This window comes from Nitrospirota bacterium (assembly GCA_016214385.1).
Taxonomy (GTDB): Bacteria; Nitrospirota; Thermodesulfovibrionia; order UBA6902; family JACROP01; genus JACROP01.
Map to the genome: position 1 here is coordinate 1 of JACROP010000063.1, position 16,163 is coordinate 16,163.

14 protein-coding genes are annotated in these 16,163 nt (G+C 43.1%); 8 read left to right on the plus strand and 6 right to left on the minus strand.

From position 1 onward, the window contains the following. Positions 1-241, plus strand: a 241-nt coding sequence (locus tag HZC12_03860; protein ID MBI5025862.1) for a B12-binding domain-containing radical SAM protein, incomplete at its 5' end; no start/stop codon positions are given. 6 nt (positions 242-247) lie between these two features. On the opposite strand, the gene HZC12_03865 is transcribed toward HZC12_03860, so the two are convergent. Both HZC12_03865 and HZC12_03870 read right to left on the minus strand, forming a co-directional pair. Next, positions 248-1,327 (minus strand): radical SAM protein, encoded by a 1,080-nt coding sequence (locus tag HZC12_03865; GenBank protein MBI5025863.1) that lies wholly within the window; start codon positions 1,325-1,327, stop codon positions 248-250. Positions 1,328-1,330: 3 nt separating this feature from the next. Continuing rightward, positions 1,331-2,155 (minus strand): glycosyltransferase family 2 protein, encoded by an 825-nt coding sequence (locus HZC12_03870; protein MBI5025864.1) that lies wholly within the window; start codon positions 2,153-2,155, stop codon positions 1,331-1,333. Positions 2,156-2,233: 78 nt separating this feature from the next. On the opposite strand from HZC12_03870, the gene HZC12_03875 reads away from it, so the two are divergent. Then, complete coding sequence (locus HZC12_03875; GenBank protein MBI5025865.1) at positions 2,234-2,506, plus strand: hypothetical protein; 273 nt, start codon at positions 2,234-2,236, stop codon at positions 2,504-2,506. Here the strand turns inward: HZC12_03875 and HZC12_03880 are convergent. Next, positions 2,503-3,477 carry an MBL fold metallo-hydrolase gene (locus tag HZC12_03880; protein ID MBI5025866.1) on the minus strand — a complete coding sequence of 325 codons (975 nt, stop codon included), beginning with the start codon at positions 3,475-3,477 and terminating at the stop codon, positions 2,503-2,505. The two genes, HZC12_03875 and HZC12_03880, sit on opposite strands and share 4 nt — an antisense overlap. Positions 3,478-3,588: 111 nt before the next feature. Here HZC12_03880 and galT point away from each other — a divergent pair, with 111 nt between their 5' ends. From galT to HZC12_03910, 6 genes are all read left to right on the plus strand, one after another. Continuing rightward, on the plus strand, positions 3,589-4,590 hold the full coding sequence (galT, locus tag HZC12_03885) for a galactose-1-phosphate uridylyltransferase (GenBank protein MBI5025867.1): 1,002 nt from the start codon (positions 3,589-3,591) through the stop codon (positions 4,588-4,590). A gap of 80 nt (positions 4,591-4,670) precedes the next feature. Beyond that, on the plus strand, positions 4,671-6,119 hold the full coding sequence (gene glgA / locus HZC12_03890) for a glycogen synthase GlgA (GenBank protein MBI5025868.1): 1,449 nt from the start codon (positions 4,671-4,673) through the stop codon (positions 6,117-6,119). Beyond that, positions 6,119-10,324 (plus strand): PAS domain S-box protein, encoded by a 4,206-nt coding sequence (locus HZC12_03895; protein MBI5025869.1) that lies wholly within the window; start codon positions 6,119-6,121, stop codon positions 10,322-10,324. Before glgA ends, HZC12_03895 begins: the two co-directional genes overlap by 1 nt. Before the next feature lies 1 nt (position 10,325). After that, positions 10,326-10,679 (plus strand): response regulator, encoded by a 354-nt coding sequence (locus HZC12_03900; protein ID MBI5025870.1) that lies wholly within the window; start codon positions 10,326-10,328, stop codon positions 10,677-10,679. Positions 10,680-10,748: 69 nt separating this feature from the next. Next, positions 10,749-12,389 carry a HEAT repeat domain-containing protein gene (locus HZC12_03905; protein ID MBI5025871.1) on the plus strand — a complete coding sequence of 547 codons (1,641 nt, stop codon included), beginning with the start codon at positions 10,749-10,751 and terminating at the stop codon, positions 12,387-12,389. Between the two features lies 1 nt (position 12,390). After that, positions 12,391-13,797 (plus strand): HD domain-containing protein, encoded by a 1,407-nt coding sequence (locus tag HZC12_03910; protein MBI5025872.1) that lies wholly within the window; start codon positions 12,391-12,393, stop codon positions 13,795-13,797. A 167-nt stretch (positions 13,798-13,964) separates the two neighbouring features. On the opposite strand, the gene HZC12_03915 is transcribed toward HZC12_03910, so the two are convergent. From HZC12_03915 to HZC12_03925, 3 genes are all read right to left on the minus strand, one after another. Next, positions 13,965-14,303 carry a P-II family nitrogen regulator gene (locus HZC12_03915; GenBank protein ID MBI5025873.1) on the minus strand — a complete coding sequence of 113 codons (339 nt, stop codon included), beginning with the start codon at positions 14,301-14,303 and terminating at the stop codon, positions 13,965-13,967. Between the two features lie 73 nt (positions 14,304-14,376). Then, the gene (locus HZC12_03920; protein ID MBI5025874.1) at positions 14,377-15,747 is read right to left on the minus strand and encodes an ammonium transporter; all 1,371 of its coding nucleotides are present in this window, start codon (positions 15,745-15,747) and stop codon (positions 14,377-14,379) included. 69 nt (positions 15,748-15,816) lie between these two features. Beyond that, a partial coding sequence (locus tag HZC12_03925) for a hypothetical protein (GenBank protein ID MBI5025875.1) occupies positions 15,817-16,163 on the minus strand: 347 nt, incomplete at its 5' end.

Consider the following 16,163-nt stretch of genomic DNA (forward strand, 5'->3'; position numbering starts at 1 on the left):
CACTGACTTTACCTATCAGGGCGCAGCATTTATTCCATACACAATGACGAGAGAGGAGATTTTAAAGCTGCGTTCAATCGCATTCAGGAGGTTCTACTCCCGACCCTTATTTTTACTCAGAAGAGTCCTCGGAATCAGAAATATAAACGACCTGAAAGTTGCAGGCAAGGGTTTAAAGAGCCTGTTCTGGCTATGGGCAAAAAGCGATTTATTCAGGATGCGAAAAAGTATTAAGGTTTAATAGAAATTATAATTGCAGATATTCCTTTGCCAATGCGGGATACATCCTCGGATTAAACAGGATATTTGTCATAAAATAGCACTCGTGGGAGCAGTAGCAGCCGTTTTTCTGGATTGAATGAATGACTTTTTTTGCCCCTGCTGACCGCAACACCTTTCCCATATTGTAATCGCAATCTCTTACATTTCCCATCTTTCGATTCAAAGACTCGCAGGGATAAACATCTCCGGTCTCGGTCAAAACCAGATTCAGTTTTCCGGCATAACACGGGATCAGCCTCCGCCTCTCAAGCATGGTCTGATAAATAAGCCTTCGCTGCAAAATGTCCTGTGCAGCCTTGAGCCTGGCGCCTCTGAATCTATATATGCTCGCCATTTTCTCTTTGAGATTCTTCTCCATTTTTTCTACAGCATTATGATACTTTTCAATATCTACATTTTTAAAACTCTCATCTTTAATATCGCCGCGTATCATCGAAAGCGTGTGAGTTCTTATCATGTTTAAACCACTGACAAATTTAATTATCTCATTAATATCATCCTGGTTTTCCGAGCAGAATACCGTATTTATTCCGAGTTCAAAATTTGGATATTTCGAAAGGAACTCAGAAAGCACTTCATATGTTTGCATTGTCTTCTCAAAACTTCCTGGGCTCCTCCGGAGAGTATCATGAGCGCTATATAGTCCATCCAGGGAAAGCTTTACCACTACAATGCTCTTTTTGCAGTGCTTGAGTATCTCCTCTGTTGTGTCTTTGATCACTTCAGGAAGCATACCGTTAGTGGGATAAAGCATTATGGAGGGCTTATTATTTTTGTAGAAAATCTTGCTTATTTCAACAATGTCTTTTCTGAGAAAGACCTCGCCCCCTGAGAAGGCGAGCCATAGAAGACTCCCCATCGAGCTGGAAACATTTCCAATTTCTTCAAGAGTAAGCTCGGGCTGGTTGTTCACAGATTCCTCTTTCTGCATAAGATAGAAACAGAAAGGGCACCTGAGGTTACATCTTCTGGTTACAAAGAAGGTAAGATGGATGGGCCTCCTCTTGTAGAATACAGAGCCAATATTGCGAAACGGTGAATACACTCTCTACTTCCTCCGATGATTAAAAAGATATATCATAGTTCCGGCTAAAGCCCCTGCCCCTAACCCCAATGGATAGAGCATTGTGTAATAAAGTATTGCAGCTATCGTAAAAAACAGGCCTTTGGTCTCATAAAATGCTGCCATTAATCTCCTGCTTATGACTATATTACCAGCGAAAATTAATGGAACAGGCACCAAAAAGGCTGCGCTTCCAAAAATGAAGCTAAATAATATATGCTGGACAAGTATCTCCGGGTTCATAACGAGTTTGCAGCCAGATCTGCGAAGCCTGTGGCTGAATTCTACATCCTCAAGGATTGGAAGAGAGTCCTCTTGAAATCCGCCACTATCCCTGAAAAGTTGTGCATCAATAATCAAAGCATGGGCAGGGATGTAATCCGGGTCTTTTTTCCTGGTCTCAGAGTAATTTATAAATATGGATTGGAAGGTGCTGAAAAAACTGTCGTCATAAGGAAGCCTTGTGTAAGTGCCTCCAATGACAATGTTTTTAGATCCACCAATGGTCTTACTGGCAAGTGCAAGCGCATCTTCCTTAAGAAGGCAATCTGAGTCAGTGAAAAAAAGCACCTCCCCTCTGCTGTTTTCTGCGCCTGTATTCCTTGCCTTTGAAGCGCCGGAATGCTTTTTTAACTGAATAAGTTTGCAGGGAAATTTCTTTATTACCTCTAATGAGTTATCAGTCGAGCAATCATCAACAGCAATGACCTCAAAATTTTCATACCTTGAGGAAAATGCTGCTTCAAGGCATTTCCCTATTGTGGCGCTTTTATTGTAATTTGGTATAATGACGGAAATACTTTTTCCCATTGACCTGAATGGAGCATCTTTGATATATTGTTATGCCTTTTTCATTATAACATTCTTACCTAAAAGGAGGGAAGGAACATGGCAAAAAAGAAGATTGCAGTTCTTGTCAGAGACAGAAAACACGAAGCATTAAGGATGGCCGTTGGGCTTACACTCGCTGATGATGAGGTGAATGTATTTATCATGGATGAAAAATTGGAGACTGACGAAGCAGTGGCCCTTAATCTGGAAACCCTGACAGACCTTGACTGCAAGATATTCTCTAATAACCCGGCAAATCCATACCAGCAGATGACCACAGAAGAAATTGCCAAAGCTTTGCCTGATTATGATATTGTAATTCCGTATTAAGCTAATCCTTTGAATTCTCCCTCTGCCTCTTTTACAATCTCCTCAGGGTTATCGATATACTTTGGCGAGAAGTGAAAGACAACGAGCTTTCCCACGCCAGCCTCCCTCGCAATCATACCTGCTTCTTTCGCTGTTAGATGATAGCGCTGCCTTGCCCTGTCTCTATCCTTATCCATGAAAGAGGCCTCAATGTAAAGGGTATCTGAGCCCTGCACAAGATTTACAATCTTCTCTATGTTTTCAGCACTTCCCACAGCGTCAACAACATAGGAGAGCTTCTGGCCCCTGGTTATATTTGCTATGCCTTTAAGCTCTCTGAGTGTAACTTTTTCCCCTTTAACTGTGACAGGCGTATTATCAGGCTTTCCTTCTCTGATGGCTATCTTTAGTTCTCTTAGCCATGAGCCCACTGGAAGATTCAACTCAGTGAGTTTGGCCTTATCAATATTTATATGATATTCCTCCTCAAGACTGAAGGCCAGACATGGGACCTGGTGGTCGAGGATAGCGGCTGAAATTTTGAAAAGCGAATCTTTTACAAGCAGCCCGCTAAAAGGCATATGGCCTTCATCTTTTATCTGGAAAAAGTCTTTTGCTGTGAAAGTTGCTTTTTTAATGGCCTTCTCCCCGACTTCCAGAACATTAATAACAAGGGGGTAATCCTCCAGGAGATTCCACGTGTAACTTCTGAGTTTGCCCTCTATGCGATCTATGAATCCTTCAGGGCCGTAAAGCCTCAAAGGGCTTTCTTTTCTCAGGTGAAGCCTTAAGATGTGGTCAAAGCCAATAAAATGGTCAATATGGGTATGGGATATAAATACATCACTTATCTTAAGAATGTCTCTCGTTGATAGATTCGTGCTAAAACCAGAATCAAAGAGCAATGCCCTGCCCTCCCTCAGGAGTCTCACATAGAGACCCGGGTCATCAAATGGCCCATTGATAAGCTTTGTGTGGAAAGATGGCTTCATCAGGAAATTATAGCCTAATTAGTGGTATAATATGTATATTTTAAAAAATATGGCTGTTGCCGAACCCTTTGAGCGACATTATAAATGAGAAGTAAGAAATGAGAGGTTTCCATGCCTGAGTTAAGAAAAGACCCCATTATAGGAAGATGGGTCATAATATCGGTTGAGAGGGGCAAAAGGCCCACAGATTACAGTATCCAGGTATCCAAGAAAAAAGGCGGTTTTTGCCCTTTCTGCACCGGAAATGAGCACACATGCCCCCCTGAGATAATTGCCTTCAGGCCTGACAGGAGTAAGCCAGACACGCCTGGTTGGACATTAAGAGTTGTGCCAAACAAATTTCCGGCACTTCAGATAGAAGGTCATCTCACCAAAGCCGGAGAAGGCATCTATGACAGGATGAACGGCATCGGTGCCCACGAGGTAATAATAGAAAACCCTCACCATGAACTTACCCTGTCCACTATGCCTCTGAATGCAGTGGAAAACGTGCTCCTGGCCTACCATTACAGGATTGTAGACCTGAAAAAAGACCTCCGCTTTAAATATGTCCTCATCTTCAAAAATGAAGGAGATGCAGCAGGCGCCTCCCTCGAGCACAGCCATTCACAGTTAATCGCCCTGCCTATTGTTCCAAAACAGGTGAAGGAGGAGTTTGATAGCGCAAAGCAGTACTACGAGTATAAAGAGCGCTGTATTTTTTGTGACATAATACGTCAGGAAAAAGAAAGTAAACTTAGAATCATCTCTGAAAACGAGGATTTTGTTTCCATTTCGCCATTTGCACCGAGGGCGCCCTTTGAGACATGGATATTCCCGAAAAGACATGAGTCTAATTTTATTCCTGATGGAAACCCATCAAGACTTGCGAGGCTCGCTGAAATCCTGCAGCTCACCCTCAAACAGATAGACAGAGTGCTCGAGGTGCCTCCTTACAACTTCATGATTCACACATCCCCTTTCGAGGATGAGATAAATGAATATTACCACTGGCACATTGAGATAATGCCAAAGCTTACGAAAATAGCTGGTTTTGAATGGGGTTCAGGCTTTTACATAAACCCCACAACTCCTGAAGAGGCTGCAAAATTCATGAGAGAGGCGAAGATATGAGAACAGAAAATTCAAAATGCAAAATTAAAAATTATGGAATTCTTTTATTTTGAATTCTTCGTAGGGAAAGGCTTTTTCGAATGACAATACTGATAGCTTCACCTGAGGCTGTGCCATTCATAAAAACAGGAGGGCTTGCAGATGCTGTGGGTGCCCTGCTTAAAGAGTATAAAAAGATTGGTATTGACGCTGCTATCATCCTCCCGCTTTATAAGAAAATAAAAACAGCAGATAGGGATTTTCAGCTTCAATCTCTTAATAAAAGAATAACCGTTCCCCTCGGTGATAGTCTTGAGGAAGGGAAGCTGTGGAAAGGACAAACACCAGAAGGGGTTACTGCTTACTTTATAGAAAATGATAAATTCTACGGGAGAGACGAGCTCTATGGCACCCCGGAGGGCGATTACCCTGATAATGCCTCGCGCTTCATCTTTTATTCGAGGGGGGTGCTTGAAGCTGCAAAGGTTTTAGAACTCAAAGTGGATGTTATACATTGCAACGACTGGCAGGCCGGGCTCATACCTGTGTATATAAAAACCATTTACAGGGATAGGTTTCCAAAGACTGCGACCCTCATCAGTATTCATAATCTCGGTTATCAGGGGCTGTTCTGGCACTTTGATATGCCGCTTACAGGCCTTGGCTGGGAGCTTTTTAACATGGACGGCCTTGAATTCTACGGTAAAATAAATTTTCTAAAAGGCGGTCTTGTATTTGCAGACATAGTCAGTACAGTGAGCGATACCTATGCAAAAGAGATTCTAACACCTGACTTCGGCTTTGGCCTGGATGGTGTATTGAGAAAAAGAGGGAAAGACCTTTACGGTGTAATCAATGGGCTTGACGGCGATGAGTGGAACCCTGAAAAAGACAGCTATATCTCTGCCAATTATAGTCGTATGGATATTTCAGGAAAAACCCTGTGTAAAAAAAGCCTTATTAAGGAAATGGGGCTGTCCAATAATAACCTGCCCCTCATAGGAATGGTTTCAAGGCTCTCTGCACAAAAGGGCCTTGACCTTGTGGCAGATTCCATTGAAAAGATTATTGATGGGGCCAGGTTAATAGTCCTCGGCAAAGGTGATGAGCCCTTTCACAGGGTCTTCCTGAAGCTAAAGGAAAAATATAAGGGCCGCATTGCTGTTAATATAGGTTTTGATAATACAATGGCTCACAGGATATATGCTGGCTCGGATATCTTTCTAATGCCTTCAATGTATGAGCCGTGCGGCCTCGGGCAGTTGATAGCACTACGTTACGGCACCATCCCTGTTGCAAGAAAAACAGGCGGCCTTGCTGATACAATTGTAAAATATAACCGATCTAAAGGAGATGGTACAGGCTTTCTATTTAACGGTTATAATCGTAGAGAGATTCTCAAGGCAATTGGAAGGGCCATTGAATTATTCAAGGACAAAAAACAGTGGGGCGAGATAGTCAGTAATGCCATGTCACAGGATTTTTCATGGCGCACATCAGCAGAAAAATATCTCTCCCTTTATAAAAGGGCATTAAAGAAGGTCGGGTAATGACTCTACGCACGAAGTTATCTATTTTCCTTTCCTCCTTTCTCCTGATAGTTGCTATCCTCGGGGCCTTTACCTTTTATTTAACCGAGGACCTCGGAAAAGGCTTTGACAATATTGATTCCGCCACGTTTGAGTATAACTTACACGAGGGGCTTCGCAATGCCATTTTAACATTCATGGCAGTCTCAGAGCGCTGGGCTCTCACCGGGGATATCAGCGAGAAGAAATATTATAAAGTGGCGCTCGCTAATGTTAATAAGGCATTTGGAGAAGCATCGAAACTAAAGCAAAAAGATGAAATTGATGCAATAGGAAAAGATTTTCAGGAATTAAAAATTATTGCTGATAGAATCATGGCCGAGGAAGAGCCTGTAGGTAACAAAAAAGTCCTTGCGTCTCTTAAACTACACGAGGGAAAAGGCACAGAAATCCTGAGAAAGATTGAAGCCTCTCGTAGTGCCTCTATGAAAACAGTCAGCTCGGCAATCGCTGAAGGAAAAAAATCGAGGAGAAGTATAAGGGCATCTTTTCTCATCCTTTTTATTGTAACCCTGTACCTGACAGGCTTCCTCGGCTACACGCTTTTAAAGGCAATCGGCAGACCTGTCGGGGAATTAATGAAGGGTGCTGAAAAACTCGGTCTCGGTGACTTTTCTCACAGGATAGGGCTGAAACGAAAAGACGAGCTCGGCCTCCTGGCCCGGCGTTTTGATAAGATGGCTGAGACCATTGAGACCTCCCACAAAAGGCTCGAGGATAAACTCAATGAAACCCGGATATTGATGAATGTGAGCCAGATAGCAAACTCAACTCTCGAGCTCAAAACCATCCTTGATATGATTTGCAAAACTGTAGCAGACAGCCTCAAGAAAGACGTATGTTCAATTTATCTTCTCAAGCCAGGGGAAAAAATGATATGTATTGAGGCGACAAAGGGACTAAAAGAAGAGTCCACAGGTATAGCCTGCCTTCCTGTAGGCGAGGGAATAGTCGGCTGGGTAGCAAAAGAGCTTCAGCCCCTGTCAGTAGAAGACATAAGAAAAGAGCCGCGATTTAAAGACATCCCCACCACCGGCGCAAAGGATTTCCTCTCAATGTTAGCAGTACCAGTTTTAAGAGACAACGAGCCAATCGGTGTTATGACGCTTCAGACCAGAGAACCATATGCTTACAGCCCTGATGAGGTTAATCTCCTTACAATAATTTCCAACAATATAAGCGCTGCAATAAAAAATGCAGAGCTTTACAAGAATACAAAAACACAGCTCGATGAATTAGGGACCATTCATGAGATTGGCAAGGCCATAACATCCATCCTCAATATAGATGAGCTTCTACCATATATATGCAGGGAGGTATCAAAACTCTTTAAGGCAAAAGGCTGTATCATCAGGCTTATCGAAGATGAAACCCTTTCAATAAAGGCATCCTACGGAGTGCCAAAAGAGATAGAACAGGCCATGGCCCTGCCTCTCGGAGAAGGCATAGCCGGCTGGGTAGCCAAAGAAGGAAAACCGCTATTGGTAGACGACGTATCAAAGATGCCTGAAAATCTGAGAGTTCCTGTTATCGATGCAACTACTGTCCTGTGTGTGCCTCTTAAAATCGGCAGGCGTGTAATCGGAACCATAGGTCTTTACGACAAAGAGGATGAGTGGGGATACACAACCTTTACCCAGAATGACCTCAATTCCCTGACCACTTTTGCGTCTGCTTCATCCATAGCAATTGAAAATGCGCGGCTTTATAAAACCAAGGTGGAGAAAGAACGCGCAATATCACAGGCAAAGCAGAGGTTTGAAACCCTGTTCAACAGCGTTCAGGATGGTATAATCACATTCGGCAGAGATTTTATAATAAAAACAGCCAACAGGTTTATGGAAAAGCTGATTGACACACCTGTAGAGGAAATAATAGGGAAAAGCTGTTATGAGGTGCTCCACATGGGAAATGATATCTGTCCCCATTGTCCTGCAAAAGTTACTTTTGAAACAGGACAACCCGAATCATACACATATAAGAGAGTAATCAAGGGCGCTACATTTTATACAGAAACAACCACTTACCCGATAATAGACGAGAAGGGGGAGATAAACGAAGTAGTTGCATTTATTCATGACATAACAGAAAGGATGACCTATCAGGAAGAGATACTCGAGCTTTACAGAGAGGTAGCACAAACAAAAGAATACCTTGAAAGCCTTATTGACAATTCAGCCGATGCCATTATTACATCGGATATAGACGGCCATATTACATCGTGGAACAATGGGGCAGAAAAGATTTATGGCTTTACCGAGATTGAGGCCATTGGCAAGCTCCTCCCAATGGTTCCTAAATCCCTGATGGATTCTGAGAAAGAAAACATAAAAAAAATAAAACAGGGGGAAACAATAAAAGACATAGAAACCCTGAGACAGAGAAAAGACGGCACTCTAATAGAAGTAAGCCTTACCTTATCCCCTATACTTGACCCCACAGGAGAGGTTATAGGAATCAGCGGCATCTCCAGGGATATATCAGAGAAAAAGAGGGTTGAAAAAGAACTGATAAGAAAAAACCAGGAGCTTTCAAGACTCCACTTTATAGATTCTGCACTGAGAAGCACACTTGACCTCGACAAACTCCTGAGGATGATCCTGACCGCAGTTACAATGAGCGATGGCCTTGGATTTAACAGGGCTGTACTCTTCCTTGTTGATGAGGGGCAAAATATTCTCAGGGGAGTAATGGGCGTTGGCCCGGCAAACTATGAGGAGGCGGGGAAGATATGGAGAGAACTCTCTATAGACGGAAAAACCCTCGAAGATATTATAAATGAAATAGAGATTAGTCCCCTCAGGAAAGACTCTTTTCTCGACAGGCTAAGCCAGAACTTAATCATAGGCATCGATGGGAAAGATGTCCTTTCATTATGTATAAAGGAAAAAAAGTTTTTTAATGTCCTCAATGCCAGGACAGACCCTATGGTAGAGCCTACACTTATTCAGCAGCTTGGGACTGAGGCCTTTGCCGTGGTTCCCCTCATGGCAAAGGATAAGGCAATAGGACTTATCCTGGTGGACAACTTTTTCAATAAAAGGCCTATAAAAGAAGACGACCTTCGGTTCCTCATGAGTTTCACAAGCCATGTGGCATCTGCTATAGAAAATGCCAGGCTTTTTGAGGAGATTTCCCTCGCCCAGTCAGAACTCAAAAACATCTTTGAATCAATATCTGATATGGTATATTTTAATGATAAAGATTTCAATATACGACATATAAACCAGGCAGTTATCAAAAAGCTCGGAAAAACAGCAGACGAAATTATAGGCAAAAAATGTTATCAGGTATTCCACGGAATGGATGAGCCCTGGGCTCAATGCCCGCACTCAAGAACAATAAACACAGGCAAGCCACTTGTCGAAGAGGTAGAAGACCTGAATCTTGGCGGCACTTTTGTCGTATCAAGCTCTCCGATTTTCGACTCTGCCGGAAACATAGCAGGAACAGTCCACATTTCAAGGGATATCACAGAACTCCACGCCTTAAGAGAGCGTCTTGTCAGCGCTGAGAGAATGGCAGCCCTCGGAGAGATGGCTGCAAAAGTTGCCCATGAGATTAGAAACCCCCTTACCTCAGTAGGGGGTTTTGCCAGAAGGCTTGAAAAAAAAGTTGGTGGAGACCTCAAAGAATACACAAAAATTATCATCGAAGAGGTAGACCGGCTTGAGAATATCCTTAGAGACACCATGAGTTTTGTAAAAGAAGCAAGGGTGATAAAAAAGAAAACTGATTTAAATGAGCTGCTGGAAAATATCATAAGTCTTATTAATTTAGGAGTAATAGAAAAAGGAAATACCCTGATTAAAGACCTGCCCGAATATCCAATAATTGCATTAATAGACCCTGATAGGATAAAGGAGGCAATATTAAACGTCCTTACCAATGCCAATCAGGCAACTGACGCCGGAATGATTACGGTAAGAGCACGGCAGATAGGAGAAGAGGCGGTTATAGAGATTTCAGATACAGGCTGCGGCATAAAGCAGGACGACCTGAAACGAATCTTTGACCCTTTTTTCACGACAAGGCCTGCAGGGACAGGCCTTGGTCTTGCAATAACTAACCGAATCATCGAAGAGCATAAAGGTAAGATTGATGTCGAGAGCATATGGGGAACTGGGACAAAATTCACAATTTATCTGCCTTTAAAGGAGGGGTGACATGAAGATACTTGTTGTAGACGATGATCAGCATATCCAGCGTCTTTACAAGGAAGAGCTGGAAGAGGAAGGATATGAAGTCTTTCTGGCCGGTACGGGGGAAGAGGCCCTTTTACTCTTTGACAAAATCTCGCCAGATCTTGTTACCCTGGATATCCTCATGCCTGATATTGATGGGATAAAACTCCTGAGGATGATGAAAGAGAAAAAGCCGAGACTACCTATCATTATGTCAACAGCATATGATTACAGAGATGACTTTGCGGTTTGGGCATCTGAGGCCTACCTTGTGAAGTCCTCAGACCTTAATGAGTTAAAAGCTACAATAAAAAAGCTCCTGCCCGATGGAGATTAAAAGGGATTCCCCTCGAAGCCCTGGTCAATTCGTTGACACTTTGAATAAGGGTATGGTAATTTGCTAAATATGGAAGAATTGGTATTAGAAGAAGTCAAGCTGGTAAAGGATGTCATTCAAGGCCTCCTCAAAGCAAAAAAGACATTAAGGATGTATCCTTCTAACAACCCCATATATATAAAAACCGCCAACGAGGTCTATAGCAGGTTCGAAAATTTCTTCAACGTAAAAAACGATCTCGCTCTAAAAATAAGGCAGAACGAAATCATCTATAATAATGAACAGGTTTATTCAAACCCTGAGAAGGAAGAAAATCTCGCCCTCTTTTTCTTTAAGGACGGCATAAGGGAGCTGACATTCCATAAAGGATTAAGCTATGAAGAATTTGAAGACTTTACAAAGATACTGACCATGGACTTTGAAAAAGACACCCTCGATGACGACATTGTTACCCTCCTGTGGGAAAGGGATTACGAGCACATAAAATATATTGCTGATGAGGAATTTCTCACAGATGAAGAGGATTACCAGAGAAAAGCACTCACAGATATACGCGACAAAGGCGCCACAGAGGATGACATCACAAGGGCCTATCAGGATGCCTTAAAAGCTGAAGCAAAAAAGCCGAAAAGTGTAGTGCCTCTCGGTGAATCAGATCTTCATGTCCTTGCAAAAGAGATGGAACAGGAAGAATATGAAAAAATTGATAAGATAATAGCCATCCTTTTTGAAATCCTTTATCAGACAAAAGACCTCACTGCGTTCACCGAGGTTGTCAATTCTCTTGGGGAGGCAATGAGTTATTGCATCAAGAAAGGGGATTTTAATAAGGCAGCAGTGATCCTCGAAACCGTAAAGAATATAACAAACAACAAAGAGTTTGAAAATGAAAAGATTAAGGCCCTGCAGAAGATTTATACTGCGGCCAACAGCGATATCCTTATAGAGGAAATAGGGACAATCCTGGATAGCGAGGCTATTATTGAAGAAAAAGATTTTTTAGCCTTTATAAAACACCTGGATAAATCCGCTATACCGCCTTTTATGCGGCTCCTTGGAGACCTGCGGAGCATTAAAGGCAGGAGGCTGACCATCGAAGCATTAGCGGCCCTCGGCAGGCTGGATCTGAAAGCCATAGCAAAAGGGCTTCAGGACTCAAGGTGGTATATGGTGAGAAACACGATTTACATCCTCGGTAAAATAGGAGACAAGGGCTCGATTGATTATCTGAGTAAAAGCCTGTCACATACAGACCAGAGAGTAAAAAAAGAGGCTATAAAAGCCCTGGGCAATATTGGGGGCCCACATATACTTCCACATCTAAGAAATACGCTAAATGATATTGATCCGACTATCAGGACTGCCGCTGCAAGGGCACTTGCAGGCATAAAAATGGAGGCCTCAAAACGAATCATCCTGGACGAGTTATCAAAAACAGAGTTTATAAAGAGAGACTTTTCAGAGAAAAAGGAATTCTATGAGGTTCTTTCCCACTGGCCGGACGAGGAAGTAAAAGATTTCCTTCTCAATACCCTGAAAAAAAAGAAGTTCTTCGGGAGAGCAAAAAATGATGAGACAAGGGCCTGTGCCGCCTATGCTATTGGTATTATTGGCATCAAAGAGGCCCTGCCGATTCTCGAAAAAGCTGCAAATTCAAATAACAGACTTTTAAGCGACCTTTCCATGGAAGCAATCAAAAAGATAGGTTGATATGCCACTAACAGAAGAAAAGAAGACATACCAGGAGGCAAAGGACTTAATAAACAGTCTGGCTATAACCATAAAAACAGCCCAGATTCATAACCCAAATAATGTAGCTGTCGTTGCTGCCATTGAGAAATTTCTATCCCTCGCCAACCCGATAATAAAGGCTGAAAAGCTTGTAACACTCGACCTGATAAATGAGTTTTTTTACCTAAACGAGGCGAGGGTCAGATACAGCCTGGAATACATTATAAATTTTGACTTCCTTTCCCGTGAATTTAAAAAGCGAGAACTCGGAACTTTGACCTTCAATGATATACCCGCCGAGAATGACATAAAGATTTTTCTCAAGGCCTTCATTGAAGCAGGTTTCTCAGAAACACCGTTTGAAACGCTATCAGAGGCTGTTGACAATATCGAACGCATTAAAGTAGGGAAGCTTAAAAAGATTAAAGAAGAAGGTGAATTTGACAGGAAAAAATTTGTAAAAAAGACCTACTTCAATGCCGTCTCTTTCACAAAAGGGGTCATGACCAAGATAAAGGCCGGCGAGAAGATAAGTCTCAAAAAAGCCAAAAGGGTAGTAGAAACTGTAGTCGATCTGATACTGGAAGAGGAATCCCTCCTTCTTGGAATGACTGCTTTAAAAGACTATGATGAATATACATACCACCACTCCGTCAATGTAAGCATCCTTTCGGTGGCCCTCGGACAGAGACTCGGACTCAGGAGAAAGGCCCTCACCGACCTCGGCATGTCATCCCTTTTCCATGACATGGGGAAAATCGAGGTTCCTTCAGAAATATTGAACAAGGCAAGTGAATTTAGCGAGGGAGAATGGGAGATAATGAGACAACATCCCTTATGGGGAGTAAGGGCAATTCTCAAACTAAAAGGTTTTGACGATATCTCGCTCAGGACTGCAATTGTAGCTTTTGAACATCATCTCAATTATAACCTTTCGGGCTATCCTAAACTGAGAAATACACTGAAACCTGACCTCTTTTCAAAGATTGTTACTATAGCTGACCAGTATGACGCTATGACATCATCCAGGGTCTACTCAAGAACACCTGTTGCCCCTGACAGGGCACTCAGTATAATGGTTGACCGTAGCGGCACACAACTCGACCCTTATCTTACGAAGCTATTTATTAACATGGTAGGCATACACCCCATCGGCAGTCTCGTTATGCTCAATACTAAAGAATTAGGGCTCGTCTTTGAAAGCAATCCAAATCCTGACTTTCTTGACAGGCCAAGGGTCATTATTGTAGTTGATAGTAAGGGAAACAGGATCAAGCAAAACGTAGATTTGATGGAAAAAGACGATGCCGATAACTTCAAGAGGAGCATCGTAACTACCCTTGACCCAAATCAATATAGAGTCAACCTCGCTGAATACCTGCTTTAACCCGGAAAATACAATTAACCACAGAGCCACAGAGGCACTGAGGAAGAGCAGTGCCTCTGTGATTTTCCCTATACATCATTTAGATTAAGTAGGGGCGGTTCGTGAACCGCTCCTACAAATTCAAAAGAGATGCCTAACTCCGCCCCGAAGGTTCGGGGTCTCCGACTTTATATTGCTGCCTCTCCTTTTTCTCCTGTCCTTATCCTTATAGTCTCCTCCACTGAGGAGACAAAAATCTTACCATCTCCTATCTTACCTGTCTTCGCCTTTTCCTCAATTGTAGATACTACTTTACTTGCCATTGCATCAGAGACAATAATTTCTATCTTTACCTTTGGCACAAAAGCTATATCATATTCTGCACCACGGTATAGCTCTACATGTCCCTTCTGCCTCCCAAAACCCTTCACTTCAGTAACCGTCATTCCCTGGATGCCTATCGCATTTAAAGCATCCTTTACTTCATCAAGCTTAAATGGTTTTATTATTGCTTCTATCTTTTTCATATTGCCTCCATTTTGTGTCAGTGTCAGTGATTAGTGTCAGTTACAGACACTGACCACTGACACTAATCACTTTTTACAATGAATATCCGCTCTCTCCATGCTGTGACTGGTCAAGCCCGACAGATTCGTCCTCCTCATTAACCCTGAGACCTATTGTCCAGTCAACGATTTTAAGAATAACCAGTGTAGCCACAAAAACAAACACATAGGTAGCTACCACAGCAATGGCCTGGATGCCGAGGAGTGGTGGATTTCCAGCGAATAAACCATCCTTCCCAGCAGGGTTTATAGCGACTGATGCGAAAAGCCCTGTTGCAAGTGCACCCCATGTCCCGCCAACTCCGTGGATTCCAAGAACATCAAGGGAATCGTCATAACCGAGCTTTGGCTTTAGATTGACCGCTGTATAACAGAATACGCCTGCGCCTATTCCAATCAGTATCGATGACATGGGGCTCACAAAACCTGCTGCTGGTGTTATAGCAACAAGCCCTGCCACTGCTCCACTAACTGCGCCGAGAGCTGTAGGTTTACCTCTCTGAATCCACTCAACAAAAAGCCAGCTCATTGCTGCAGTAGCAGTAGCAGTATTAGTTGTAACAAATGCAACAGAGGCAAGCCCGCCTGATGTCAGGGCACTACCTGCATTAAAACCAAACCATCCAAACCAGAGAAGTGCTGCTCCAAGTATAGTTATCGGCAGGTTATGGGGCGCCATTGGCTCAACACCATAACCCTTACGCTTGCCTATTACAATTACTGCTGCGATGGCTGCAATGGCAGAATTGATGTGAACAACTGTCCCGCCTGCAAAGTCAAGGGCACCGAGTGTGGCTCCTATCCATCCGCCTCCCCATACCCAGTGGGCCAGCGGAGAATAGACAAATGTCAGCCAGAGTGCCGAAAAAACGACCAATGCTGAAAACTTCATCCTTTCAGCAAATGCTCCTGTAATAAGGGCAGGCGTTATTATTGCAAACATGCCCTGAAACATCATAAAGACAAGATGCGGGATTGTAGATGCCATAGGCGCTGGCTCCTGGCCAACACCCTTAAGGCCAAGCCAGTCAAGGCCACCTATAATACCCCCTTTGTCTGGCCCGAATGCGAGTGTATATCCCCAGAGCACCCATATCACACTCACGAGGCAGAGTATGACAAAGCTATGCATAATGGTCCCAAGGACATTCTTTCTTCTGACCATGCCACCGTAAAAGAGTGCGAGTCCTGGTGTCATAAGCATAACAAGTGCTGTTGAGACAAGCATCCAGGCAGTATCTCCTGTATCGATCTTTGGCGGAGCAGGCGCTGTTTGAGCAGGTGGCGCCTCAGTGGCTGGCACCCCGATGGGTCGGGGCATTTCTGCCTTAGGCTCTTCGGCAAAGACAGCACCTGCCATCGCCATAAAGCATAACAGTATTGTAAGACTCAATAATCGCTTCATAACACACCTCCGTATTGTATTGTAGCCGCTACCCCGCATTTAATACGGGGTAGCCTGAGTTATTTAATATTAAAAATCTATATCCAATTGTATTGTTGCAGTTGGCTTATATCTGCTTTCGTTATATATGTCATAGCCGAATATAACACTCACATTAGGGGCAAGTTTCCACGCAACACCAAAGCTCAATGCTCCGTAGCTATTTTTCCCGCCCTGATAATCTATGGCAGCCCATAGCTTGTCAGATATCTCAGATATTGTCCTGTCCCATGATAGGAGTATCCCGTCATTGTCCTTATTGCCATTGATGTCGAGAAGGAGGTTGTCATTACCTGTGTAATAGCCAGCAGACAGTCTTACGAGCTTACCAAAGGTCTTTGCCACAAGGCCATAGACTATGTTGTAATCTGTGACAT

Coding starts and splice junctions, on each gene's coding strand:
- HZC12_03870 (MBI5025864.1), bottom strand. CDS start 2,155: ATGGGAAAAAGTATTTCCGTCATTATACCAAATTACAATAAAAGCGCC.
- HZC12_03875 (MBI5025865.1), top strand. CDS start 2,234: ATGGCAAAAAAGAAGATTGCAGTTCTTGTCAGAGACAGAAAACACGAA.
- HZC12_03880 (MBI5025866.1), bottom strand. CDS start 3,477: ATGAAGCCATCTTTCCACACAAAGCTTATCAATGGGCCATTTGATGAC.
- galT (MBI5025867.1), top strand. CDS start 3,589: ATGCCTGAGTTAAGAAAAGACCCCATTATAGGAAGATGGGTCATAATA.
- glgA (MBI5025868.1), top strand. CDS start 4,671: ATGACAATACTGATAGCTTCACCTGAGGCTGTGCCATTCATAAAAACA.
- HZC12_03895 (MBI5025869.1), top strand. CDS start 6,119: ATGACTCTACGCACGAAGTTATCTATTTTCCTTTCCTCCTTTCTCCTG.
- HZC12_03900 (MBI5025870.1), top strand. CDS start 10,326: ATGAAGATACTTGTTGTAGACGATGATCAGCATATCCAGCGTCTTTAC.
- HZC12_03905 (MBI5025871.1), top strand. CDS start 10,749: ATGGAAGAATTGGTATTAGAAGAAGTCAAGCTGGTAAAGGATGTCATT.
- HZC12_03910 (MBI5025872.1), top strand. CDS start 12,391: ATGCCACTAACAGAAGAAAAGAAGACATACCAGGAGGCAAAGGACTTA.
- HZC12_03915 (MBI5025873.1), bottom strand. CDS start 14,303: ATGAAAAAGATAGAAGCAATAATAAAACCATTTAAGCTTGATGAAGTA.
- HZC12_03920 (MBI5025874.1), bottom strand. CDS start 15,747: ATGAAGCGATTATTGAGTCTTACAATACTGTTATGCTTTATGGCGATG.